3 protein-coding genes are annotated in these 26,935 nt (G+C 73.2%); 2 read left to right on the top strand and 1 reads right to left on the bottom strand.

From position 1 onward, the window contains the following. Positions 1–12 precede the first annotated feature (12 nt). Complete coding sequence (locus tag D7W82_RS02200; protein ID WP_120616732.1) at positions 13–969, top strand: aspartyl/asparaginyl beta-hydroxylase domain-containing protein; 957 nt, start codon at positions 13–15, stop codon at positions 967–969. Beyond that, entirely contained in the window at positions 966–2,489 is a 1,524-nt protein-coding gene (locus D7W82_RS02195) for a hypothetical protein (RefSeq protein WP_120616731.1), read from the top strand. The genes D7W82_RS02200 and D7W82_RS02195 overlap by 4 nt, the downstream gene beginning before the upstream one ends. On the opposite strand, the gene D7W82_RS02190 is transcribed toward D7W82_RS02195, so the two are convergent. Beyond that, complete coding sequence (locus D7W82_RS02190) at positions 2,456–26,935, bottom strand: non-ribosomal peptide synthase/polyketide synthase (RefSeq protein ID WP_120616730.1); 24,480 nt, start codon at positions 26,933–26,935, stop codon at positions 2,456–2,458. The genes D7W82_RS02195 and D7W82_RS02190 overlap by 34 nt on opposite strands.

The following is a 26,935-nucleotide window of genomic DNA, read 5'->3' as shown; positions in this document are numbered from 1 at the left end:
AAGGAGACATGAATGGGAAGCGGTCCGGTCGCTGTGCGCTTGAACAGGACCTACGACGTGGAGCGGCTGCGCCGGGATCTGGCGGCGAGCGAGCGCTTCCAATGGGTGCCGGAGACGGATGGCGGCGTGGCGGAGCACCAGGACTGGGATGTGCTTCCGCTGGTGTCCCGGGGCGGACGTCTGGATGACGGCAGCGCGGGCACCAACAGCCTGGTGCCCTTCCGCTCCACGGAGCTGCTGGACCACGTGCCGTACTTCCGGGAGGTGCTGGAGGGCTTCAAGGCCTCGCTGCGCTCGGTCCGCATCTCCGCGATCCGTCCGGGAGGCATCATCCGGGAGCACTCGGACACGGATGTCTTTGACGTCCGCGGCGGCGATCTCATCCGTCTGCACATCCCCATCGTCACCAACGACGACGTGGTGTTTCGCATTGGCGGGGAGCGGTGTGTCTGGAAGCCGGGCGAGCTCTGGTATGGGGACTTCAGCCAGCTGCATTCGGTGGAGAACCGCGGCGACACCACGCGGGTGCACCTGCTGGTGGGCGCCGAGGTGAACGACGAGATCCTCTCGCTGTTCCCGCCGGAGTTCCTGGCCGCCCATGACATCCAGGTCCGGCGCCGCACGGCGGCGAGCGAAGCGCTCCGGTCCCGGCTGGAGTTCGACGGCCGGCTGGAGGCGGGGCCCGCGCAGCTGGCAGCGCTGCTGGAGGGCCTGCCGGACTCCATCCAGGCCGACCTGCGGAAGACGTTCACCGGCCTGCTGTGCTTCCGGTTCGTCGACGAGCGGCTGGCGGTGCTCATCGACGGCGAGCCGATGTTCTTCCTGGAGCCGGAGAGCGACAGCCGCTGGCGGGTCATGGACATGATGGCCCACGTGGACTTCGCGCCCGCCGCGAGCCCCTCCGCGGTCGCCCGGCTGGAGTTCGCGAAGGGCGAACAGCCGTTCTCCTTCGTCATCTCCCGCGCGTGAGTGCGATTCGCCCGGCGCGCGCGCTGGCCTTCTTGGGCTTCGCCCTGCTGGCGGCGACCGCGCCCTTCCTCTTCTTCGCCGTCGCGCGCCTGGCGTTCCACGTCCCCATCGAGCCGAACGAGGGCTGGAACGCGCTGCACACCGTCCGGCTGGTGGGCGGTGGCCCGCTGTATCTGCCCTTCGAGTCCCTGCCGCTGGCGCCGGTCAACTATCCGCCGTTGTCGTTCCTGGTGATGAAGGCGCTGAGCCCCCTGTCCCCGGACCTGCTCGTGCTCGGGCGCGTCGTGGCGGCGCTGGCGTTCCTGGGCGTGGGGGGACTCATCGCCGCGACGGTGGCCGCGCTCGCGCCGGGGCGCCGCTGGCCGGCCCTGCTGGGGGCCCTGGTCTGGGTGTCCGTGGGAGGCCACGCGGCCTACCGCTACCTGGGGATGTACGAGCCCCAGATGCTGGGACATGTCTTCTCGATGGGGGCGCTGTACCTGTTCGTGCGGTGGAGGGAGCGGCTGAGGCCCGGGCACATCGCCGTGCTCGCGCTGCTGTGTTGCCTGGGCCTGCTCGTCAAGCACCTGCTGGTGGCGACACCCCTCGCGCTCGCGCTGGTGCTGCTGCGCCTGGACCGGCGGCTGTTCCTGCACCTCGCCGCCTGGGGCGTGGCGTGGATGGGCGCGCTGGGGGCGGTGGGCGGCGCGCTGGCGGGCGGGGACATGCTGTCGAACATCCTCGCGGTGGAGCACGCGCGCGGGAAGTCGCTCGCGGATGGGGCGGCCTTCACGTGGGAGGTGCTCCTGGCGCCGGGAGCCGGGCTGCTCCTGCTGCCGGTGGTGGCCCTCTGGCGTGAGCGGCGGCGCGAGTGGGACGTCGTGTTCGCCTATGTCCTCGCGTCCCTGCTGGAGGGCGGGCTCGCCGTCGTGGGGGATGGCGTGGACGTCAACGCCTGGTTCGACTTCTTCATCAGCGCCAGCCTGGCCGCGGGCCTGCTGGGGGCGGTGCTCCTCCAGGGGCAGCCCGTGCCCTGGCGCCGCCGCGCCGCCTGGGCGTGTCTGGTGGCCACCCTCGTTCCGGTGGGCATGGACTACCGCGCCCGCTTCGGAGAGGCGGCCGCCGCCGTCCGGGCGCTCCCCGTGACGGAAGCGACGTTCGCGCGCTACGCGGCCCTGCTGCGGGAGGCGCGCGGGCCGGTGCTCTACGAGGACCGGCTGATGGGCTTCCTGTCGGGCAAGCCGTACCTGTTCGACCGCTTCACGGGCGCGGCGCTGGTGCGCTCGGGCGCGGTGCCGGAGCGGGTCCTCGCGGATCCGCTCCGCGCCGGGACCTTCGACTGGCTCGTGTTCGAGCGCGACATCCGGCCCCGGCTCGCGGAGCTGCGCGGCCGGGGCTACGACTGGTCCCGCGTCACGGGCGCGCCCGGACTGGCGTGGACGGACAACGTGCTGCTGAGCATCGACGAGGCCTACGAGTACGTGCCCACGGAGGGCCCGTACCATGCCTACCGCCCGCGCCGCTCCGCCGCGGTGAGGTGAGGGGCCGCGGCTCCCTCGGTTCCCAGCGCTTCGTCGAGCACCCGGGCGACGGACTCCACGTTCGGGGACGTCAGGACGGTGTCGTGACTGCCCGGCACCACCGTGGTGTGGAGGGCGCCCTGGATGAGGGGCCTCCACACGTCCGCGAAGGGCGCCAGGCCCGCGGGCCGCTCGCGGGCTTCAATCAGCACCAGCGAGCCGGCCAGGGGCTGGGGGCGGTACTGGTTGTGGGCCCGCGCGTTGCGCAGGAACAGCTGGAGCATGTGCTGGACGCGCTCGCGTGAGCGCTCCTCCGGGAGGTCCGCGGACTGCTGCACTTGCATGAGGAGTCCGGAGACGCCCTGCGTGACGAGCCGCTCCCGGGCTTGCGCCTCGGACATCCCGGAGTCCAGGGCGAGTTGGAGCGCGGCCTCGGCGGCCTGCTCCTCCTCGGTGACGTCGCGATCCGCGTCGCTCGCCGGCAGCGCGTCGATGGCGACGAGCGTGCCCACCTCCTGCCCCGCGCGCGTGAGCTGCCGCGCCATCTCGAAGGCGATGACACCTCCCACGGACCAGCCGGCGAGCTGGTAGGGCCCGGTGGGCTGGACCTCGCGGACTTGCTCGATGTAGCGCTCCGCCAGCGCCTCCAGGGTGGCGGGCTCCACGGGACCGCCCTCCGCGCCAGGGGCCTGGAGTCCATAGACGGTGCGGGGGCTCCGCAGGCGGCGGACGAGCTCGTGGTAGCTGAGCAGGTGTCCGCCCACGGGATGGATGAGGAAGAGCGGGGGCCCGTCATCGCCCTGGCGCAGGAGCACGCGGGGAGAGGACGCGCGTCCCGGTGTCCGTTCGCGCACCTGCCGCGCTAGGGCTTCCAGCGTGGGGGCGTGGAAGAGGGTGTCCAGCGGAAGCGCGACCCCGAGTCGCCGCTCGATGCGGCCCATCAGGCGCAGCGCGAGCAGGGAGTGTCCGCCGACCGCGAAGAAGTCATCGCGCAGGTCCGGTTCGCCCGTGGAGAGCACCTCCCTCCAGAGGTCCGCGAGCACCTGTTCGGTGGCGTCGCGGGGCGCCTGGCGCTCCAGGGCCGCGTCCTGGGCGCCTGCTTCGGGGAGCGGCAGCGCGGCGCGGTCGACCTTGCCGTTGGCGGTCAGCGGGAGCCGCTCCAGCACCTGGATCCGGAAGGGCAGCATGTACGCGGGGAGCCGCTCCGCCAGGTGCGCTCGCAGCGAGGCCTCCACGGACGCCTCCGTGACGGCGGGGCCGTCTTCCCGGAGCGTGACCCAGGCCACCAGCCGGGTGTCGTGGGGTGAGTAGGCTCGTGGCGCCACCACGCTGTCCCGGACGTGCGGGTGCGCGAGGAGCTGGGCTTCGATCTCCCCCAGTTCGATGCGGAAGCCGCGCAGCTTCACCTGGTGATCGTTGCGGCCCACGTAGGTGAGCCCTGTCTCGGACCGCCAGCGGACGAGATCCCCCGTGCGGTAGAGGCGCGCTCCGGGCTCGCTGGAGAAGGGATCCGGGAGGAAGCGCTCGGCGGTGAGGTCCGGGCGGCCCAGGTAGCCACGGGCCACGCCCTCGCCGCCAATGAACAGCTCGCCCGTGACGCCCACCGGCACCGGGTGCAGACGCGTGTCCAGCACGTGGACGCGCACGTTTCGCACTGGCCGGCCGATGGGGAGCTCCGCGCCGTCCGGCACGGAGGCCTCCGCTAGCTCGGCGAGCGTCGCGACGACGGTGGCTTCCGTGGGGCCGTAGGTGTTCACCAGCCTCGGGTGGGAGCCTACCTGCCGCCGCCACCGGGCCAGGTGCTCGGGGGACGCCTTCTCCCCGCCGATGATGATCAGGCGCACGCTGTCCGGCAGGACGGTGGCGCCATTGCCCAGGTCCGCGGTCAGTTCGTGCCAGAAGGCGGTGGGCAGGTTGAGCACGCTGATGGCGTGCTCGCGGCAGGCATCGAGGAAGGCCCGCGTGGATTCGAGCATCGCTTCGGTTCGCGGCACGAGCGTCGCGCCACGGCAGAGCGTGGGGAAGATCTCCTCGGCGCTCGCGTCGAAGCTGACGGACGCGAACTGGAGCGCGCGGTCTTCGGGGCGCAGTCCGTACTGCTCGATGGCCGCCAGGGTGTAGTTCACCAGCGCGCGGTGCGGGACCACCACGCCCTTGGGGTGGGACGTCGAACCCGAGGTGTAGATGACGTAGGCCGCATCCAGTGCCGTCACGCCGGACTCCGGAGGTGTCTCCGCGTCCTGGCCGGTGCCGGTGGTCTCCTCCACGCCAAGCCATGCGAGCCGCGTGTCTGAGAAGCCGTCCCGGAGGTGCTCCTGGCTCACGATGACCTGGACCGCCGCGTCCTGGAGCATGAAGGCGCGGCGCTGCGCGGGAAGGGTCGGATCCAGCGGGAGGTAGGCGGCACCCGCCTTGAGGATGGCGAGCATGCCGGCGAAGAGGAGGGGAGAGCGCTCGACGCAGAGGGCGACGACGTGGCCAGGCCGGACGCCGAGGAGGCGCAGGCGGTGGGCGAGCTGATTGGAGAGGGCGTCGAGGCGAGCGTAGGAGAGGGATTGGGCGCCGAAGCGCAGCGCGGTGGCGTCAGGGGAGAGGGAGGCCTGGCGCTGGAAGAGGTGGTGGACGCAGGCGTCGTGGGGGAAGGGGGCGGCGGTGGCATTCCAGGCGCGCAGCTGGAGCGACTCGGGCGGGGTGAGCAGGGGCAGGTCGGCCAGGGGCGCGTCGGGTTGGGCGCAGGCGGCCTGGAGGAGGGAGGCGAAGTGGCCGACGAGGCGCGAGGCGGAAGCGGCGTCGAAGAGGTCCGAGTTGAATTCGAGCGCGCCCGCGAGGCCCGAGGGCGAGTCGGCCAGGGAGAGGGTGAGGTCGAAAGCGGCCGAGGCGGTGTCGACGTCGAGGGGGTGCAGGGTGAGGCCCGGCAGGAGCAGCTCGGAGGCGGGGGCATTCTGCAAGGCGAGCAGGGCCTGGACGAGGGGAGCGCGGCTGGCGTCGCGCGCGGGGCGCAGGGCTTCCACCACCTTCTCGAAGGGGAGGTCCTGGTGGGCGTAGGCGCCCAGGGTGGCGTCGCGCACGCGGGCGAGGAGGGCGCGGAGGGAAGGGGCGCCGTGGAGGGGGACGCGCAGGGCGAGGGTGTTGACGAAGAAGCCGACGAGGCCTTCCAACTCGGAGCGCTGGCGGCCGGCGATGGGGGTGCCGACGAGGACGTCGTCCTGGTGGCAGTAGCGGCCAAGCAGCGCGCCCCAGCCGGCGAGCAGGGCCATGAAGAGGGTGGCGCCTTCACGGCGGGCCAGGGCGCCCAGGGCCTGCGTCACTTCGAGGGAGAGGGCGACGGGGACGGTGGCGCCGCGGAAGGAGCGCACGGCGGGGCGGGGCCTGTCGGTGGGCAGGGCCAGGGAGGTGGGGGCGCCGGCCAGCTGGCGCTTCCAGTAGTCCAGCTGGGCGTCGAGGACGGGGCCCTGCAACCACTGGCGCTGCCATTGGGCGTAGTCGGCGTACTGCACGGGCAGCAGGGGCAGGGCCGGAGGCTGGCCGGAGACATGCGCGGCGTAGAGGGCGCCCAGCTCGCGCACGAGCACGCCCATGGACCAGCCGTCGGTGACGATGTGGTGGAGCACCAGCAGGAGCACCGCGTCGTCCGGCCCCAGGCGCACCAGCAGCGCGCGCACCAGGGGGCCCTGGCGTAGGTCGAAGGGGCGCTGGGCTTCCTGGCGCGCCAGACGCAGCGCCTCGGCTTCGCGAGCCTCCTGGGGCAAGGCCTCCACGCTGAGGGTGGCCAGGGGCAGCGGGCCCGCGGGGAGCACTTGCTGCAAGGGGCCGTCCTCGCCCGGCGCGAAGACGGTGCGCAGGGCTTCGTGCCGGTTCACCAGTCCTTCCAACGCCAGACGCAGCGCTTCCTCCTTCAGCGCTCCACCCAGTCGCAGGGCCAGGGGGACGTGATAGGCGCTCGACTCCGCGTCGAGCTGTGCCAGCAGCCACAGCCGCTCCTGGGCGAAGGACTGCGGCATCCAATCGGTCCGGGGTGCCGGGTGAAGGGGCGGCGGCGCATGTCCTGGATCCGCGGCCAGCGCTGCTTCGAGCTTCCGGACCACCGCGCCCAGCGTCGGGGCTTCGAAGAAGTCGCGGATGGACAGCTCGGTGCGCAGGGCCTCGCGCAGCCGCGCCACCACCTGGGTGGCCAGCAACGAATGGCCTCCGAGGTCGAAGAAGTTCTCCTCCAGTCCGACTCCCGGCAGTCCCAGGACGTCCGCCCAGACGCCCGCCACCAGCTCCTCGACCGGTGTGCGGCTGACGGATGGGGCGATGGCGTGGGGGAGCTCGAAGGCCGGCGCGGGCAGCGCGCGACGATCCACCTTGCCGTTGGCGTTCAGCGGCAACGACTCCAACAGGACGATGGCCGAGGGCACCATGTACGCCGGCAGTTGGTCGGCCAGGAAGCCGCGGAGGCTGGCGGCGGACGGTGACGCTCCGGCGCGCGCGACCGCGTAGGCGACCAGTCGCTTGTCTCCGGGGGCGTCCTCGCGCACCAGCAGCACCGCTTCCCCCACCTCCGGGTGGCGGACCAGGGCGGATTCAATCTCCCCCAGCTCGATGCGGAAGCCGCGCAGCTTCACCTGGTGATCTCGCCGGCCCTGGAACTCGATGGCGCCATCCGCGAGCCGGCGGACCAGGTCGCCCGTCCGGTACATGCGGGCACCCGGCTCGCCCGCGAAGGGATCCGGGATGAACCGTTCGGCCGTGAGCGCCGGACGGCCCAGGTAGCCCCGGGCCACGCCAGGGCCGCCGATGAACAGCTCCCCGGGCACTCCTACCGGAACGGCTCGCAGGCGTTCGTCGAGCACGTGCAGCGTGGTGTTCGCGAGCGGCTGCCCGATGGGCACCGTGGTCGCGTCCAGGGACACGTGGCGCGTCAGGTGCCAGGAGGCGAACGTGGTGGTTTCGGTGGGGCCGTAGACGTGCAGCAGCCGCCCGGGGGCGCCCTTGTCCAGCACCGCCCGGACCCACTTGGGATCCACGGCCTCGCCGCCAAAGAGCAGGTGGCGCAAGGGCTGGAACGCGGCCGGGGTTTCGCGGGCGAGCTGGTTGAACAGCGCCGTGGTCACGAACAGCGTGGTGATGCCGTGCTCCCGGATGGCTTGCTCCAGCTCGCGCGGCGAGAGGGCCACCTCCTTCGAGATGCCCACCACGGTCGCGCCATGGAGGAGCGGTCCCCAGATCTCGAACGTGGCGGCGTCGAACGAGCTGTTCGCGGCCTGGGCCACGCGGTCGGACGGCTCCAGTCGCACGTAGTCGGTGTTGCACACGAGCCGCAGCACGGCGCGGTGCGGAACGCCGATGCCCTTGGGCGTGCCCGTCGAGCCCGACGTGTAGATGACGTAGGCCAGCTGCTCCGGGTCGCCGGTGTCGTGAAGGGGCGCCGCGCTCTCGTTGGCGAGCGCGTCCTCCCAGTCCGTGTCCAGGCAGAGCTTCTGGACCTCCGGCTCCGCGAGCGAGTCGGCCAGGTGCGACCGGGTCAGCAACACCGGCACGCGGGCGTCCCGCAGCATGAAGCCGAGCCGCTCCGCGGGGTGCTCCGGATCCAGCGGGAGGTAGGCGGCACCCGCCTTGAGGATGGCGAGCATGCCGGCGAAGAGGAGGGGAGAGCGCTCGACGCAGAGGGCGACGACGTGGCCAGGCCGGACGCCGAGGTGACGCAGGCGGTGGGCGAGCTGATTGGAGATGGCGTCGAGGCGAGCGTAGGAGAGGACTTCGGCGCCGAAGCGCAGCGCGGTGGCGTCGGGGGAGAGGGAGGCCTGGCGCTGGAAGAGGTGGTGGACGCAGGCGTCGCGGGGGAAGGGGGCTGCGGTGGCGTTCCAGGCGCGCAGCTGGAGCGACTCGGGCGGGGTGAGCAGGGGCAGGTCGGCCAGGGGCGCGTCGGGTTGGGCGCAGGCGGCCTGGAGGAGGGAGGCGAAGTGGCCGACGAGGCGCGAGGCGGAAGCGGCGTCGAAGAGGTCCGAGTTGAATTCGAGCGCGCCCGCGAGGCCCGAGGGCGAGTCGGCCAGGGAGAGGGTGAGGTCGAAAGCGGCCGAGGCGGTGTCGACGTCGAGGGGGTGCAGGGTGAGGCCCGGCAGGAGCAGCTCGGAGGCGGGGGCATTCTGCAAGGCGAGCAGGGCCTGGACGAGGGGAGCGCGGCTGGCGTCGCGCGCGGGGCGCAGGGCTTCCACCACCTTCTCGAAGGGGAGGTCCTGGTGGGCGTAGGCGCCCAGGGTGGCGTCGCGCACGCGGGCGAGGAGGGCGCGGAGGGAAGGGGCGCCGTGGAGGGGGACGCGCAGGGCGAGGGTGTTGACGAAGAAGCCGACGAGGCCTTCCAACTCGGAGCGCTGGCGGCCGGCGATGGGGGTGCCGACGAGGACGTCGTCCTGGTGGCAGTAGCGGCCAAGCAGCGCGCCCCAGCCGGCGAGCAGGGCCATGAAGAGGGTGGCGCCTTCACGGCGGGCCAGGGCGCCCAGGGCCTGCGTCACTTCGAGGGAGAGGGCGACGGGGACGGTGGCGCCGCGGAAGGAGCGCACGGCGGGGCGGGGCCTGTCGGTGGGCAGGGCCAGGGAGGTGGGGGCGCCGGCCAGCTGGTGCTTCCAGTAGTCCAGCTGGGCGTCGAGGACGGGGCCCTGCAACCACTGGCGCTGCCATTGGGCGTAGTCGGCGTACTGCACGGGCAGCGGGGGCAGGGCCGGGGGCTGGCCGGAGACGTGCGCGGCGTAGAGGGCGCCCAGCTCGCGCACGAGCACGCCCATGGACCAGCCGTCGGTGACGATGTGGTGGAGCACCAGCAGGAGCACCGCGTCGTCCGGCCCCAGGCGCACCAGCAGCGCGCGCACCAGGGGCCCCTGGCGTAGGTCGAAGGGGCGCTGGGCCTCCTGGCGCGCGAGGCGCAGCGCCTCGGCTTCGCGGGCTTCTTGGGGCAGGGCCTCCACGCTGAGGGTGGCCAGGGGCAGTGGGCCCGCGGGGAGCACCTGCTGCAAGGGGCCGTCCTCGCCCGGTGCGAACACCGTGCGCAGGGCTTCGTGCCGGTGCACCAGTCCCTCCAATGCCAGACGCAGCGCTTCCTCCTTCAGCGCTCCACCCAGTCGCACCAGGGTCGGCAGGTGGTAGCGGGCCGCCTCCGGATTCATCTGGTGTTCGAGCCAGAGTCGCGCCTGCGCGAAGGACGCGGGCAGGGGGACTTCACGAGACACGGCCAGGATGGACGGCGGCTCCCGGTGCTCTCCCCTCGCGGCCTGCACGAGGAGCGCCAGCCCCGCGACGGTGGGGGCTTCGAAGAACGCGCGCAGGGGCAGTTCGACGCCGAGCGCCGAGCGCAGCTCGGAGACCACCTGGGTGGCCAGCAGCGAGTGGCCTCCGAGCGTGAAGAAGTCCTCGTGCACGCCCACGCGCTTGCGCCCCAACAGCCGAGCGAAGCTGCTGGCGATGACCTCCTCCACCTGCCCGCGAGGGCCGGAGTCCTCCACCGCCGCTTCTTCCGTGTCCCAGACCGGCGCGGGCAACGCGCGCGGGTCGAGCTTCCCGCTCGACAGGCGGGGGAGCTGCTCCCTGGCGACGAAGGCCGCGGGGATCATGTAGCCCGGCAGCCGTCCCCGGAGGAACGTGCGCAGCGCCGCGGCGTCGGGCGGTGCCTCGTGGCTGGCGAGGTAGGCCACCAGCCGCTTCTCGCCGGGCGTCAGCGTGTGCAGCACCACCGCCGCGTCGACGACGCCGGGCACCTGGCGCAGCGCCGCTTCGATTTCTCCCAGCTCGATGCGGAAGCCGCGCAGCTTCACCTGGTGATCCATCCGGCCCAGGAACTCGATGGCGCCGTCCGACCGGTAGCGCGCGAGATCTCCCGTCCGGTACAGCCGGGCTCCCGGCTCCAGCGCGAACGGATCCGGAACGAAGCGCTCCGCCGTGAGGTCCGGCCGTCCCAGATAGCCTCGCGCGAGCCCGGGGCCTCCGACGTACAGCTCCCCCGCGACCCCCACCGGGACCGGCTCCCTCCGGGCATCCAGCAGGAACACGCGCAGGTTCGCCACCGGGTGCCCGATGGGAACGACCCGACGCTCGTCTCCGGGCCCGCAGGTCCAGGAGGTGGTGTCGATGGTCGCTTCGGTGGGGCCGTAGAAGTTGTGCAGCTGCGTGTCGCCGAGCTTCTCGAAGAACCGCTCCCGCAGGTCGCTGCTCAGGGCCTCGCCCCCACACTGGAGGTGGCGCAGCGTGGGACGGCACGCTTCGATGCCGGGCGTTTCCAGCAGCACCCGCAGCATGGACGGCACGAAGCCCGCGGTGGTGATGCGCTGCCCCGTGAGCAGCTTCACCAGGTAGGCCGGATCGCGGTGCTCCCCGGGACGGGCCAGCACCAGCCGGGCCCCGCTCACCAGCGGCGCGAAGACCTCCCAGACCGAGGCATCGAAGGTCAGCGCCGCGGACTGCAACACGGCATCTCCCGGCGCGAGCGGGTGGCGCTGGCGCTCCCAGTGCAGCCGGTTGGCGATGGCCCCATGGGAGATCATCACGCCCTTGGGGACGCCCGTGGAGCCGGACGTGTAGAGCAGGTACGCGAGGTGCCGTGACTCCACGGCGCTCGCGGGCGGCACACCGGGCTCCGAAGCGAGCTCCGCTCCGTCTGGCCCCAGGTGCAGCACCCGGGCCCCCACGTCACGCGCCGTCGCGGCCGTGGCCGGATGGGTGAGGACGAGCGGGATGGAGGCATTGGCGATCAACGTCGCCAGGCGCTCCCTCGGGTGGGTCGGGTCGAGCGGAACGAAGGCACCCCCGGCCTTGAGCGTCCCGAGGATCGCGACGACGACCTCCAGGGAGCGCTCCATGCAGAGGCCGACCGGCACGTCCGGGCCGATGCCCAGCGCCACCAGCCGGTGCGCGAGCTGGTTGGCGCGCCACTCCAGCGCCGCGTAACTCAGCGTCGTGTCCTCGAAGACGAGCGCGGTGGCGTCGGGCGTCCGCGCGGCCTGCTCCTCGAACAGCGTGTGCAGGCAGACGCCTTCTCGCAGCGAGGCGCGCGGCTGGTTCCACTCGACCAGCATCCTGTGGCGCTCCTCCGCCGCGAGGAGCGGGAGCGCGGAGACGGGCACGTCCGGCGTCGCCACGACCGCTTCGAGCAGCACTCCCAGATGGCCCGCCATCCGGGCCACCGTCTCCGCCTCGAAGAGGTCACTGTCGTACTCGAGCTCTCCCGTCAGTCCGTCCGCGCCCTGGGCGAGCGACAGCGTCAGGTCGAAGGCCGAGCCGCGGGCCTCCACTTCGAACGCGCGCAGCTCCAGCCCCGGCAGCATCAGCGGACGCGAGCGCGTGTCCTGGTAGGCGAACATCACCTGGAACAAGGGGGTCCGGCTTGGATCCCTCGCGGGTTGGAGCGCCTCCACGACCTTCTCGAAGGGGACCTCCTGGTGCGCGTATGCCTCCAGCGCCGTCTTCCGGACGCGGCCCAGCAGCTCCCGGAAGGAAGGGTCACCCGTCAGGTCGGCCCGGAGGACGAGCGTGTTGACGAACATGCCGATGAGCGGCTCCAGCTCCTCCCTCGAGCGGCCCGCCACCGGGGTTCCCACGAGCAGCGTCTCCTGGCCGGAGTAGCGGGCCAGCAGCGTCTCGAACGCCGCGAGCAGCACCATGAACAGGGTGCTGTCCTCGCGCAGGGCGAGCGCGTTCAGTGCGTCCGTCAGGGACGCCGGGAAGGCGACGGAGTGCACCGTGCCGTGACCGTTGCGCACCTGGGGCCGGGGATGGTCGGTGGGCAGCTCCAGGACGGTGGGGGCGCCTTCCAACTGGCGCACCCACCAGGACAGCGGGACCTCCAGCACCGGACCGCGCTCCTGCTCACGCTGCCACTCCGCGTAGTCTGCGTACTGGAGGGGAAGCGCGGGCAGCGGCGAGGGCGCGCCGGAGCGGAAGGCCTCGTAGAGCCTGCCCACCTCGTGGAGCAACACGCCCAGGGACGCGCCATCCGACACGCTGTGATGCATGGGCAGCAACAGGACGTGGTCGTCCGCCGTCAGGCGCAGCAACGTCGCGCGCACCAGCGGGCCCTGCTCCAGATCGAACGGGCGCAGGTGCTCGGTGAACGCGCGCTCGCGTGCCCCGGCTTCGCGCGCTGTCGGCGCGAGGTGGCCCAGGTCGACGACGGGCAGCGACAGCCGGCTGGGGGGCGAGATGACCTGGACGGGCCCCGCGTCGGTCCGCACGAACGTCGTGCGCAGCGCTTCGTGCCGCCGCAGGACCTCATCGAGGCTCCGCTCCAGCGCGGCCACATCGAGCGTCCCCGTCAGCCGGACCGCCGCGCGGAGGGTGTACGTGGAGGAGGTGGGCTCCAGTTGGTGCAGGAACCACAGCCGCTCCTGGGCGAAGGACAGCGGGGGCGGCGCGGCGCCGTTCCGGCGCGGGATGGGGGTTGAATCGCGCCCATGCTCGGACGACGGCGTGTCGGCCAGCCGCCGGGCCAGGGCCGCCACCGTGGAGGACTCGAAGAGGGCCGCCAGCGGCACGTCGCGCTGGAAGACCTGGCGCACGCGCGCGATCAGCCGGAGCGCGAGCAGCGAGTGGCCACCCAGCTCGAAGAAGCTGTCCTCGACGCCCACCCGCTCCAGGCCCAGCACGTCCGCCCAGAGCGCCGCCAGCGAGGCTTCCAGTGGGTCACGGGGCGCGACCTGGGGCGCGCTCCGCTCCAGGCCTCCCCCTTCCAGGCGCGGAAGGGCCCGGCGGTCCACCTTGCCGTTGGGCGTGAGCGGCAGCTCCGCGAGCACTCCGAAGGCCGTGGGGCACATGAACTCAGGGAGGCGTGCCCGCAGGAAGTCGTGGAGCGCCCTGGGCTCCGGCGGCCGGTCTCCCCGCCACGACACATAGCCGGTGAGGCGCTTGTCTCCCGGACGGTCCTCGCGCACCACGACGGCGGCTTCGCGCACGTCCGGGTGCTGGCGCAGGAGGGCTTCAATCTCTCCGGGCTCGATGCGGTAGCCCCGCACCTTGACCTGGTGGTCGACGCGGCCCAGGAACTCCAGCCGTCCCCCCTCGGTCCAGCGCACGAGGTCGCCGGTGCGATACAGCCGCGCGCCCGGCTCCGGGGAGAACGGATCCGGAACGAAGCGCTCCGCCGTCAGCTCCGGCCGGCCCTGGTAGCCGCGCGCGAGCCCCGCTCCGCCGAGGAACAGCTCTCCCGCGATGCCCACGGGAACGGGGGCGCCGTCCGGGGCGAGGACCCGCACCCGCGTCCCCGCGATGGGCCTCCCGATGGGCACCGGGGCCCGCGCGTCCTCCGTGTGGGAGATCGCGTGCGTGGTGGCGAAGGTCGTCACCTCCGTGGGGCCATAGCCGTTGATGAGCTGGCAGCCCGGATGCAACGCCTGCACGCGCTGGACATGGGACGCCGACAGCACGTCGCCGCCCGCGAGGAGCTGGCGTACCCCGCGCAGCACCTCCGGGGCGTGCTCCACCACCTGATGGAACAGGCCCGCGGTGAGCCACAGAGTGGTGACGCCCTCCCCGGTGATGACCCGGCCCAGCGCCTCCAGGGAGAGGGCTCCGGGGGGAGCCAGCACCAGCCGTCCTCCCGTCAGCAGCGGTCCCCACAGCTCGAACGTCGACGCGTCGAAGGCCAGGGGCGCGAAGTGGAGCACCCGCTCCCGTGGCCCCAATTGGACGTAGTCCACCTGGTGCACCAGCCGCACGATGGCCGCGTGGGTCACCTGCACGCCCTTGGGCCGGCCGGTGCTGCCCGACGTGTACAGCACGTAGGCCAGGTGCTCATCGGAGAGGCGCACCTCCGGAGGGGTGACGGGGTGCCGGATCCACGCGGCTTCCTCCTCGTCCAGCAACACGCGTTGCCCGGGGGACGGGGGAAGCGCGCCGGCCAGCCGCGCCCGCGTCACCACGACCCGTGGCTGACAGTCCTCCAGCATGAAGGCGAGGCGCTCGCGGGGGTACTCCGGATCCAGCGGCACGTAGGCGCCCCCGGCCTTCAGGATGCCCAGCAGCGCCACCACCAGCTCGAACGAGCGCTCGATGCACACGCCCACCTTGACGTCGGGGCCGACCCCGAGCCCGCGCAGGTGGTGCGCCAGCCGGTTCGCGCGGGCCTCCAGGGCGCCATACGTCAGGGGCTCCCCATCGCGCACGACGGCCACCGCGTCCGGCGTGGCCGCGACCCGCGCCGCGAACAGGGAAGGAACGTTGGCGCCGCCGTGGAAGGTGGCCGGGCCCTCGCTCCAATCGACGAGCAGGCGATGACGCTCCTGCTCGGACAGGAGCGTCACGTCGCCCACGCGTCCTTCCGGGTGGGCGAGCAGGGTGGAGAGGACCGTCCCCAGGTGCTCCGCGAGCCGCGCCACCGTGGCGTCGTCCAGGTGGCGGGCGTCGTACAGGAAGCGGAAGGCGAGGTCCGGGCCGGGCACCGCCACCACCGTCAGCGGGTAGCCGGTGCGCTCGAGGGTGTGGACGTCGCTGATCCGCAGGCCGATCGCCGGATCCTCCAGCGCGTGCTCCAGCGGATAGTTCTCGTACACGAGCAGCGTGTCGAACAGCGCCTGGCCGCGCGGCAGCGCGCTCCATCCCTGGATGCGCGCCAGCGGGGCGTGCTCGTGCTGGCGGGCCTCGGACTGCTGCTGCTGGAGGGCCCTGAGCCACGCGTCCACCGGCGCATGTTCGTCCACCGTCACGGGCACGGGCAGCGTGTTGATGAACAGGCCGACCATCGTGTCGGCGCCGGGGAGCTCCGCGGGACGGGCCGCGGTGGTGGCTCCGAAGAGGACCCGCCGCTCACCACTGTAGCGGGCCAGCAGCAGGGCCCAGGCCCCCTGGACCAGCGTGTTGAGTGTGAGGTGGTGACGCCGGGCCCGGGCCTGGAGCTGCCGGGTCACCCCGGCCGGAAGCCGGGTCTGGTGCTCCCGGTGGGGGGAGGCAATACCGGAGGCTTCCGGGCCAAAGCGGGGCAGGGCGGTGGGCGCGGTGAAGGGCGCCAGGGTCCGGCGCCAGAAGGCCTCCGGCGCCGCGAGGTCCTGGCGTCGCAACCAGTCCAGATAGGCGCGGTAGGGCCGGGACGGCGGGCGCGGCGGGGGCTCACCCTGGAGGAGCGCCGCCTGCGCCATCGCCACCTCGTGGACCACGCGCGCGGCGGACCAGCCATCGAGCAGCAGGTGGTGGTAGCTCCAGACCAGCGTCCACCTCCGCGCCCCGGTCTGGAGCAAGGCGACCCGCATCAGGGGCGCGCTGTCGAGCGTGAACCCCCGGGCCTGATCCTCTTCGAGGTACGACGCGAGCCGCGAGGCCTGCTCGGGGGCGGGCAGGGTGCTCCAGTCGAGGTGTTCGACGGGGACGGTGGCCTCGCGGTGGACCACCTGGACGGGGTGCTCCACGGCCTCCCAGTGGAAGGACGTGCGCAGCACGGCGTGGCGTTGGACCACGTGCTGCCAGGCCCGCGCGAACGCGTCCGCTTCCAGCGCCCCCTCCACCGTGCAGTGGAGTTGCTGGAAGTACGCCCCTTGCGCCGGAGCGTTCAGCGCATGGAAGAGCATGCCCTCCTGGAGCGGCGTGAGCGCGAAGGCGTCCTCCGCCGTGGGCATGCGGGCCCGCAGCCACTCTTGAATCTCCGGAGCGAGGCTGGAGAACGCGGCCGGTTCCTCCGGCGCGGTGGGGGACTCCGGCGCGGGCGCGCCGTCGATGACCTGGGCCAGGGCGGCCACGGTCTGGTGTTCGAAGAGTTGGCGGACGGTGAGCGGCAGCCCGGCCTGGTTCGCCCGGGCGATGACCAGCACCCCCTGGATGGAGTCGCCTCCCAGCTCGAAGAAGTTCGCGGTGACGTCCAGGTGCTCCAGGTGGAGGACCTCGGCCCAGAGCCGGGCGAGCCGTTGCTCGGTGGGCGTGCGGGGCGCGACGAAGCCCGCGGCGGGCTGGAGCGGTCCCGGGGCTGGCAGCGCCTTGCGGTCGACCTTGCCGTTGGGGGTCAGCGGCAGCGCGTCCAGGACCATGAAGGCCGACGGCACCATGTACTCCGGCAGCAGGGCGCGGAGGTGCTCCCGGAAGCCGGCGGGCGTGGGCGGCTCACCGCTGGGGATGACGTAGGCCACCAGCCGCTTCTCTCCGGCGACGTCCTCGCGCACGACGACGACCGCCGCGCGCACGCCTTCGTGGCGCGTGAGCGCGGCCTCGATGTCACCCGGTTCGATCCGGTGCCCGCGCACCTTCACCTGCTGATCCCTCCGGCCCAGGTAATCGACGGTGCCGTCCGCCCTCCACCGGGCCAGGTCGCCGGTGCGGTAGAGCCGCGCGCCCAGTGCGTCGCTGAAGGGATCCGGCGCGAAGACACCGGCCGTCAGGTCGGCCCGGTCCAGGTAGCCCCGCGCGAGCCCGGCGCCGCCGATGTACAGCTCCCCCGGGACGCCCACCGGGACGGGCTGGAGCGCCGCGTCCAGCAGGTAGAACGTGGTGTTGGCGATGGGCCTCCCGATGGGGATGTCCGCCCCCGTGTCCTCCACCCGGTGGACGGAGGACCAGATGGTCGTCTCGGTGGGACCGTAGAGGTTCCAGACGCCGGCCGTCGCCGCGCGCAGCGTGGCCGCGAGGTCGCGCGGCAGGGCCTCGCCCCCGCACAGCACGCGCAGGTCGGGCTTCCCGCTCCAGCCGCTCGCGAGCAGCAGCCGCCACGTCGCGGGGGTGGCCTGCATGACGGTGGCGCCGTGGCGCAGCAGCGCGTCCGCGAGCCGCGTGCCGTCCACCGCCACCTCGCGAGACACCAGCACCAGCCGCGCGCCAGCCAGCAGCGGCAGGTAGAGCTCCAGGCCCGCGATGTCGAAGGAGAGCGTGGTGACCGCGAGCAGCACGTCCCCGGCGCCCATGCCGGGCTCGTGCAGCATGGCGTCCAGGAAGTTGCTCAAGCCCCCGTGCGTCACCTGCACGCCCTTGGGGCGTCCCGTGGAGCCGGAGGTGTACAGCACGTACGCGGGGTGCTCGGGCGAAAGCTCCACCCGGGGCGGTGTGGCGGGCAGCGTCCGCAGCAGGTCCGTGGCGGCATCCAGGCAGACCACGGCCGCGTCACTGGCATCCACGGCGTCGCGCAGGGCCGTGCGCGTGAGGAGGACCGTCGGCCGTGCGTCCTCCACCATCTGCGCCAGGCGCGAGGCCGGGAAGGCCGCGTCCAGGGGGACGTAGGCCCCTCCTGCCTTGAGCACGCCCAGCAGCGCCACGACGAGCTCCACGGAGCGGTCCAGGCAGAGGCCCACGCGGACCTCGGGCCCGACGCCCAGCGACCGCAGGTGGTGCGCGAGCTGGTTGGAGCCGCGCTCCAGCGCCGCATACGTGAGCGTGGCCTCCGGGGTGATGACCGCCAGGGCGTCCGGGGTCCGCGCGGCCTGGGCGGAGATGCGCTCGTGCACGCACCGCCCGGAGGACTCCCTGCGCGTGGCGTTCCACTCGCGCAGCACCTGGTGGCGCTCCGCCTCGGGGAGCAGCGGCAGCAGGCCGATGCGCGCGTCCGGGGTGCGCGTGGCCCCTTCGAGCAGCCGCTCCAGGTGGCGCACCATGCGCGCGGCGGTCGGCGCGTCGAACAGGTCCGTGTCGTACTCCAGGCTGCCGTGCAGCCCCTGGGGGCCCTCCTCGAGCGTCAGCGCCAGGTCGTATCGCGCGGTGCCGGCCTCCACCTCCACCGGCGTCAGGCGCAGGCCCGGCAGCGCCTGCTCCGGCAGCGGCGTGTTCTGCAACGCGAAGAGGACCTGGAAGAGGGGCGCGTGGCTCAAGCCGCGGGGAACGCGCAGCTCCTCCACCAGCTTCTCGAAAGGGACGGCCTGATGCGCGTAGGCGCCCAGCGTCACCTCGCGCACGCGCGCGAGCAGCTCCCGGAAGGAAGGCTCGCCGGACAGGTCCGTGCGCAGCGCGAGGACATTGGCGAAGAAGCCGATCAGCTCCTCCACCTCCACGGGGTCGCGGTTCGCGACGGGGGAGCCGACCACCACGTCGGTGGCGCCCGAGTAGCGGTGCAGCAGGGTCTGGAACCCCGCGAGCAGCGTCATGAAGAGGGTGGTCCCCGTGTCGCGGCCCAGCTCCACCAGGGCCCGCGTCGTCGCGGGTGACAGGTGGACCGGCTGGCGCGCGCCCCGGTAGCGCTGCACGGCGGGACGGGCGCGGGCCATGGGGAGGTCCAGCACCCGGGGCGCCCCCGTGAGCCGCTCACGCCACCAGCCCAGCACCGCCGCGAGCGCGTCCCCGTCCAGCCACCGCCGCTGCCAGGCGGCGAAGTCCGAGAACTGGAGGCGGAGCTCGGGGAGGGGGGACGGGCTGCCGGCGCTGAACGCGGGGTAGAGCGCCATGAGCTCGCGCACCAGCACGGTCATGGACCCTCCGTCCGCGACGATATGGTGCATCACCAAGAGGAGCAGGTGCCGCGTGTCCTCCACTTGCAGCAGGTGGGCCCGCAGCAGGGGGCCCTCGGCCAGGTCGAAGGGCCGCCGCGACTCCGTGCTGGCGAAGCGCAGGGCCTCCGCTTCGCGCGCTTCGGGCGCGAGCGCGCGCAGGTCCACCCGCTCCACGGTGAGCGGCGACTCCAGGACGTGCAGGGCCGGGTGTCCCTCCCGCTGGGGGAACGTGGTGCGCAGCACCTGGTGCCGGCGGACCACTTCGCGCAGGCTCCGCACCAGCGCTTCGGCGTCCAGCGCGCCCTCCAGCCGGACGAGGGCGGGCAGGTTGTAGAACGGGTTGTCCGGCTCCAGCTGGGCCAGGAACCACATCCGCTGCTGGGAGAAGGACAGGCGTCCGGCGTCCGCGCCGGCCGCGGGAACGAGCGCCGGGGCCTGGGGGACCACCGGGGTACTGGCGAGCGCGGCCGAGACACGGGCGGCCAGCCGCTCCACGGTCGTCGCCTCGAACAGGTCGCGCACCGCGAGTTCCACGGAGAAGGCCGCGCGCAGACGGGAGATGACCCGGGTGGCGAGCAGCGAATGGCCGCCGAGCGCGAAGAAGTCGTCCGAAGGGCCCACGCGTTCGTGGCCCAGCACGTCCGCCCACGTCCCGGCGATCCGCGCTTCCACCGCCGTGAGCGGGCGCTGGGGCGCCGCGCCCGACGAAGGGATGCCTCGGGCCGGAGCCGGCAGCGCCTTGCGGTCCAGCTTCCCGTTGGGGGTGAGCGGCAGGGCCGGGAGGATGACGAAGGCCGACGGCACCATGTACTCCGGCAGCAGCGCCCGCAGCGCTCCCCGGGCCGCCCCTTCGTCCCACGCGGGGGACGGATGCGGCACCACGTACGCGACGAGCCGCATGTCACCCGGGACGTCCTCGCGGGCCAGCACCGCGCACTCCTGGACCGCGGGCTGCCGCGCGAGCAGCGCCTGCACCTCACCCGGTTCGATGCGCAAGCCGCGGATCTTCACCTGATGATCCAACCGGCCCAGGAACTCGATGGCGCCGTCCGGATGGAAGCGGGCCAGGTCCCCCGTGCGGTACATGCGGGCGCCGGGCGTGGCCGCATGGAGGTCGGGGATGAAGCGCTCCGCCGTCAGGTCCGGCCGCCGCAGGTAGCCGCGCCCCACCGGCGTGCCGGCGATGAACAGCTCGCCAGCGACGCCCACGGGGACCGGCTGCAGCTCACCGTCGAGCAGGTAGATGCCGGCATTGGAGATGGGCCTCCCGATGGGCACCGCGAGCCGGGAGTCGCCCCGCTGGCATTCCCATGCCGTGACGTCCACGGCCGCCTCCGTGGGGCCGTACAGGTTGTGCAGGGCGCAGGTGGCCCACCGCGCGAAGAAGCGGGCCTGGAGCTCGGCGGGCAGGGCTTCGCCGCTGCACAGGACGCGGGTGAGCGCCGTGCATGCCTCCAGACCCGGTGCCTCCAGGAAGGCGCCCAGCATCGAGGGCACGAAGTGCATCGTGGTGACGCGCTCGCGCGCCACCAGCGAGGCCAGATAGCCAGCGTCGCGGTGTCCCCCGGGCCGCGCCACCACCAGCCGCGCGCCCGTCATGAGCGGCCAGAAGAACTCCCAGACCGACACGTCGAACCCGAAGGGCGTCTTCTGGACGACGACGTCCGAGGGGCCCAGCCCGTAGGCCCGCTGCATCCACACCAGCCGGTTGACGATGGCGCCATGGGTGTTCATCGCGCCCTTGGGGCGCCCCGTGGAGCCAGACGTGAAGATGACGTAGGCCAGATGGCCGGGGGCCACCCCGGTCTCCGGGGCGTGGGCGGGTTCCCGCGCGAGCGCCGCTGCTTCCGTGTCCAGGCACAGCACCGCCGCCGCGCCCACGGGCAGCGTCTTCGCATGATGCGACTGCGTGAGGACCACCGGGGCCCGGGCATCCTCCAGCATCCACCCGAGTCGCTCGGCGGGGTACTCGGGGTCCAGCGGCACGTAGGCGCCGCCCGCCTTCAGCACGCCCAGCAGCGCCACCACCAGCTCCAGCGAGCGCTCCAGGCACACCCCGACCCGGACCTCGGGGCCCACGCCCATCCGGCGCAGCCGGTGCGCGAGCTGGTGCGCCCGCGCCTCCAACTGCGCGTAGGTGAGCGTCGCCTCCTCGAACGCGACGGCCACGGCGTTCGGCGAGCGCGCCGCCTGCCGCGAGATCAGCTCATGCAGGCAGGTGTCCTGGGGGAGCTCCACGCGCGTGTCGTTCCACTCGCGCAACAGCTGGTGGCGCTCGGGGGCCGTGAGGAGGGGTGCGCGCGCCAGGGTGACGCCGGGCTCGGCGCACAGCCCCTCCAGCAGCGTGCGGTAGTGGCCCATCCACCGGCTCACGGTGTCGGGCCTGAAGAGGTCGGGGTCGTACTCGCACTCGAACCGCAGACCCTCCGGCAGCTCGGTCACCACGAAGCGCAGGTCGAGCGCGGAGGACCGGTTGTGGACCAGCTCGAACCGCGTGCGCAGCCCGGTGCCGGCGAAGCACTCGTCGCCGGGGAGGTCGAAGGCATGGAAGAGCAGCGCCACGTTGTAGAGGGGCGACGGGCCGCCGGTGCGCTGGGGCCGGGCCGCTTCGACGATGGCGGCGAAGGGACAGTCCTGGTGCGTGGAGGCCTCCAGCACGGACGCCTTCACCCGCTCCAGCAGCGAGCGCGCCGTGTCGTCCCCGGACAGCCGCGTGCGCAGGGGCAGGAAGTTGATGAAGTTGCCCACCAGCGGTTCCAGCTCCGACCGGCCCCGGTTCGCCACGACGGTCCCGACGACCAGGTCCGTCTGGCCCGTCCAGCGGTACAGCAGCACGTCCAGCGCCGCCTTGAGGACCATGAAGGGCGTGGCGCCCTCCTGCCAGGCCCGCTCGCGCACCCCGGCGGCGAGCGCCGCGGGCAGCGTCTCCGAGTGCAGGGCCCCGCGGAAGCCGCGCCGTGAGGGCCGGGGCAGGTCCGTGGGCAGGTCCACGGACGGGGGCGCGCCCGCGAGCGTCTCGCGCCAGTACGCCAGGGAGTCCGAGAGCGCCTCGCGCGTGAGGAGCGCCCGCTCCCAGACGGCGAAGTCCGCGTAGCGCACCGGGAGCGCGTCCAGGGCCGCGGCCTTGCTGTCGCCCCCCGCGCGATACAGCGCTCCCAGCTCGCGCATGAGCAGGGCGCCCGACCAGCCGTCCACCACCAGGTGGTGCAGCACGAGCAGCAGCACGTGCCGGTCCTCCGCCAGGGGAAGGAGGCAGGCGCGCAGGACGGAGCGGTCCAGGTCGAAGCGCCGCCCCACCTCCCGGGACAGCACCTGCTCCGCTTCCGTGGCGCGCGCCTCGGGGGTGGAGCCGGAGAGCGCCACGACGGGCAGGCGGAAGCCGGTGGCCGGTGGGATGACCTGATACGCGTGGCCCTCCCGCGCGTGGAAGGTCGTGCGAAGGACCTCATGCCGGCGCAGCAGGGCGGCGAGGCTCGCCTCCAGCCGGGGGACGTCCAGCGGCCCGTCGAAGTGCACCGCGTAGGGCACGTTGTAGAAGGCCTGCTCGGGCTCCAGCTGGGTGTTGATCCAGATGAGCTCCTGGGCGTGCGACAGCGGCGCCTCTCCCAGCGTCTCGCTCCCGCGCGGAATCCCCGCGGCGACGGCGGAGGAGGACTCCTGTACGGCGTGGTCGGCGTTCCAGCGCGCGAGCACCCGGCCCGCGAGGTCCGTGACGCCCTCCGCGAGGAAGATCTCCGCGAGGGGCAGCTTCAGGGACCAGGTCCGCTCGATGCGGTTCTTCAGCTCGAGCCCCATCAGGGAGTCGAGCCCCAGCCGGTTGAGCGGCTTGCCCAGCTCCACGCGCGCCGGAGGCAGGCGCAGCACGGCCGCGACCTGTCCCGTGACGCCCTGGGCGAGCAGCTCCGCGCGCTCGCCGGGGGTGGCCGCGTTCTGGAGCGCCACGAGCGGGGGAACGCCCACGGGCAGCACGGCCTCCCGCGCCGCCGTCCAGGCCTCGGGCTCCACCTCCGGCACGTTCGCGGGCGTTCGCCGGGCGGGGCCGTCCGGGAGCGCCGCGACGACGACGTGTTGCTCCAGCACCTCCGCGGGCGAGCCCGGGGGCGGGAAGGCCTGGACGTCCACGAAGCCCTGGGTGCGCAGCAGCTCCGTCCAGCGCGTGGCGGGCAGCAGCGGTTGGTCCTCGCGCCAGGCGTCCTCGTGCCGGGACCACCCTTCGATGAGGCCGAAGGAGATGTCGAACCACGGCTGCGGGTGCGTCACCTCCCAGAGGATGAGCACGCCCCCTGGCGCGAGCAGCGACCGGACGTGCTCCAGGGTCTCCCGCAGGTCGCGCGTGGCGTGCAGCACGTTGGAGGCCACGATGAGCTGGAAGCCGCCGGGGGCGAAGCCCTGCGTGCGGGGTTCCCGCTCGATGTCGAGCACGCCGTAGCGCACGAAGGGATGCGCGGCGAAGCGCTCGGCGGCCCGGGCGAAGAAGAACTCCGACACGTCCGTGAACCAGTACGTCACGCCCAGGTCCGACAGGGCGGGCAGCAGCGTGGCGGACGTGCCGCCCGTGCCCGCGCCAATCTCCAGAACCTGCACGGGGCCCGGTAGGACGCGCGGCACGGACTCGACGACGGACCGGACGATGGCGTTGTAGTACCGGGCGATGGCGGACGTCTGGTACAGCCCCTCGGCCGTGGCCAGGGAGCCGCCCGGGAACATCAGCTCCAGCGGATCCACCGCTCCGCGCAGGACGCCGGGCAGCTGCTCGCCGCAGCGCTGGAGATAGTCCACGAGGAAGCCGAGGCCCACGCAGTGCGTGCGCGCCTCCGCCACGAGCGTGACGACGGGGGGCTCGGGCAGCGCCAGGCGGGCGACGAACGCGTCACCGTGCGCCTCCAGCAGCCCCGCGTCCACCAGGCGGCGCAGCCACCGCGACATGAGCTTGCGATAGCGCGGCGCCACGCCGTGCGCGCTCTCCAGCCCTTCGAGCGTGAGGTGCTCGCCGGGCTGACGGAAGGCCCCCAGTTCTCGCAGGGCCGCCACGATGAAGCCTTGCGTGAGGGCGTCCAGTCGCCGGCGGGTGTCTGGCTGTGCATGGAGCGCCAGATCCAGCGGGGCCTGGGCCGCCTGACGCTGGCCTGCCTCCAGCGCGACCTCCGCTGGCGAGCGCCGCGCGGTCCGCGTGCGGGAGGGCGCCTGCGCCGGCAACCAGTATCGCTCCCGCCGCCAGGGGTGGTGCGGCAGCGGGATGGGCGGCGTCTGGGGATGCACCTGCTCCCACCGGGGGGCGCCTCCGCGCACGTAGAACGCGCCCAGGGCGCCGAGCAGCACCGCGCGCGCGTCCTCGTCGCGGCGCAGGGAGGGCAGCACCGCGATGTCGCCGCCCCGCTGCGCGATGCTCTCCGCCAGTGGCATCGCGAGGATGGGGTGGGGGCTCACCTCGATGAAGGTGTCGTAGCCCTGGGCCAGCAGGTCGGCCACGGCCTCCGCGAAGCGCACCGGCTGCCGCAGGTTCCACCACCAGTAGTGCGCATCCAGGTACGGCTCGCCCTCGCGCTCCACCGTGGAGAAGAACTTCAGCGTGGGCGTGCGGGGCTCCACCGCGTCGAGCGCCTCCAGCAGCTCCGCGCGCAGCGGCTCCACCTGGGGGCTGTGCGAGGCGACGTCGACCTTCACCTCGCGGCAGAAGACGTGCTCGCGCTCCAGCTTCGTGCGCAGCTCCCGGAGCGTGTCCGGCGCTCCGGAGAGGACGGTGGACCGGGGGCCATTGCTCACCCCCACGGAGACGCGATCCTCGCTTCCGGCAATGAGCGCGGTGGCCTGCTCCGCGGACAGCTCCACCGCGAGCATGGCGCCCTGGCCCTTGAGGCGCAGGAGCAGCTGGCTGCGCACGCAGATGATCCGCGCCGCGTCCTCCAGCGACAGGCCCCCGGCCACGTACGTCGCGGCCACCTCACCCATGCTGTGGCCCACGACGGCGTCCGGCTCCACGCCCCAGGAGCGCCACAGCGCGGCGAGCGCGACCTCCACCGCGAACAGCACTGGCTGGAGGACGTCGATCTCCTGGAGCCGGGTGGCCGCCGGGCCCCCCGTCAGCACCTCCACGAGCGACCAGTCGACGTGGGCCTGGAGCGCGGCCTCGCACCGCTCCACGGCCTCGCGGAACACGGGCTCGGACGCGAGCAGCTCCCGGCCCATGCCGGCCCACTGCGAACCCTGACCCGGGAAGACGAACACCACCCGGGGACGGCTCGCGCGACGGGGGCCGGAGAAGAGACCCGTCCGGGGCTCGCCCCGGGTGAAGGACTCCAAGAGCCCCGCGGCCTCGGCGTTCCCGCGGGCGACGAGCGCCAGCCGGTGGTCATGCGGGCCGCGGCGCCGTGCGGCGGTGGCGGCGACGTCCGAGAGCGCGGGCGCCTCCGGGGTTCGCGTCAGCAGCTCGCGGTAGTCCCGAGCCAGCAACTCCAGCGCGGCGGCGTCCCGGGCGGACACGGTGAGCAGCCGCGCTCCGTCCGTGGCGTCCCGGTGCTCCGGCGACGTCCCCTCGGAGGCCGGCGCGGACGGTGGCGCGTCCAGCACGACGTGCGCGTTGGTGCCGCCAAAGCCAAACGAGCTGACGCCCGCGAGGAGGGCCGCGTCCGCGCGCGGCCACGGGGTGGCCTCCGTCTGCACCGCCAGGGCCAGCTGCTCGAAGGGGATGAGGGGGTTGGGCTTCTGGAAGTGCAGGCTGGGCGGCAGCCGCCGGTGCTTGAGCGACAGGACGACCTTGATGAGCCCGGCGATGCCGGCGGCGGCCTCCAGGTGCCCGATGTTCGTCTTGACGCTGCCGACGCGGCAGGGCCGTCCAGAGTCGCGTCCCACGGAGGTCACGCCCCCGAGCGCCTCCAATTCGATGGTGTCTCCCAGGGACGTGCCGGTGCCATGCGCTTCGACGTATTGGACCGCGCCGGGCGTGGTGCCCGCGCTCCGGTGGGCCTCGCGCAGCACGGCTTCCTGGGCCTGGCGGTTGGGCGCGGTCAGGCCGTTGCTCCGGCCGTCCTGGGTGACGGCGCTGCCCCGGATGACGGCGTGGATGGCGTCGCCCTCCGCGAGCGCCTGGGACAGCCGCTTGAGCACGACGACGCCCGCGCCCTCGCCGCGCACGTAGCCGTTCGCCCCGGCGTCGAACGCCTTGCAGCGCCCGTCCGGGGCCATGAAGCCGGCCTTGGTGAAGTTCACCGTCACGGCGGGAGACAGCAGCAGGTTCACGCCGCCGACGACCGCCAGCGTGGACTCGCCGCGCAGCAGGCTCTGGCAGGCCAGGTGGACGGCCACCAGCGACGAGGAGCAGGCGGTGTCCACCGCGAGGCTCGGGCCGCGCAGGTCGAACTGATAGGAGATGCGATTGGCCGCGATGCTCAGCGCGCTGCCCGTGCCCACGTACGCATCGCCCAGCAGCGGGTCATCCAACTGCATGCGCCCGTAGTCGCTGTTCGAGATGCCGATGAAGACCCCCGTGCGCGTGCCCGCGAGCCGCTCCACCGGCAGCCCGGCGTCCTCCAAGGCCTCCCACACCACCTCGAGCAGCAGCCGCTGCTGCGGATCCAACCGGATGGCCTCGCGTGGCGAGATGCCGAAGAACCCGGAGTCGAACCGGTCGACGTCGCGGAGGAAGCCACCCCAGCGCGTGCTCATCCGGCCCGGGCGGGTGGGGTCCGGATCATAGAACTCGCCCAGGTCCCAGCGCTCGGCGGGCACCTCGGTGATGGCGTCCGTCCCGTTCACCAGCAGCTTCCAGAAGGCCTCCGGGGAGTCTGCGCCGGGAAACCGGCAGCCCAGGCCAATCACCGCGATGGGCTCAGAATCACTCACGGCCTGGGGCGCGGCTTCGGGCGGGGCCACGGCGGCGCCGGCCAGGAACGCGGCCAGCGCCAGGGGGGTGGGGTGCTCCCAGAGCACCGTGGGGGACAGTGGACGGCCGAGCCAGCGGGCCAGGTCGCCCGACAGGATGACCGCCTCCGCCGAGCCCAGGCCGTAGCCGGCGAAGGCTTCCCGCAGGTCGATCTGTTCCGGGGGGAGCCCCAGTCTTTCGGCGAGCCGCGCCGTCAACCAGGCCTGGATGTCCTGCGCCGTGAATACCGGTGTCAT

Origin of the sequence: Corallococcus sp. CA049B (assembly GCF_003611685.1) — a bacterium.
Taxonomy (GTDB): Bacteria; Myxococcota; Myxococcia; order Myxococcales; family Myxococcaceae; genus Corallococcus; species Corallococcus coralloides.
This window is presented reverse-complemented; position numbering and strand designations above follow the sequence as displayed.

Bases quoted from the DNA above. Each gene is read 5' to 3' on its own strand.
- D7W82_RS02190 (WP_120616730.1), bottom strand. From the start codon at position 26,935: ATGACACCGGTATTCACGGCGCAGGACATCCAGGCCTGGTTGACGGCG.
- D7W82_RS02200 (WP_120616732.1), top strand. From the start codon at position 13: ATGGGAAGCGGTCCGGTCGCTGTGCGCTTGAACAGGACCTACGACGTG.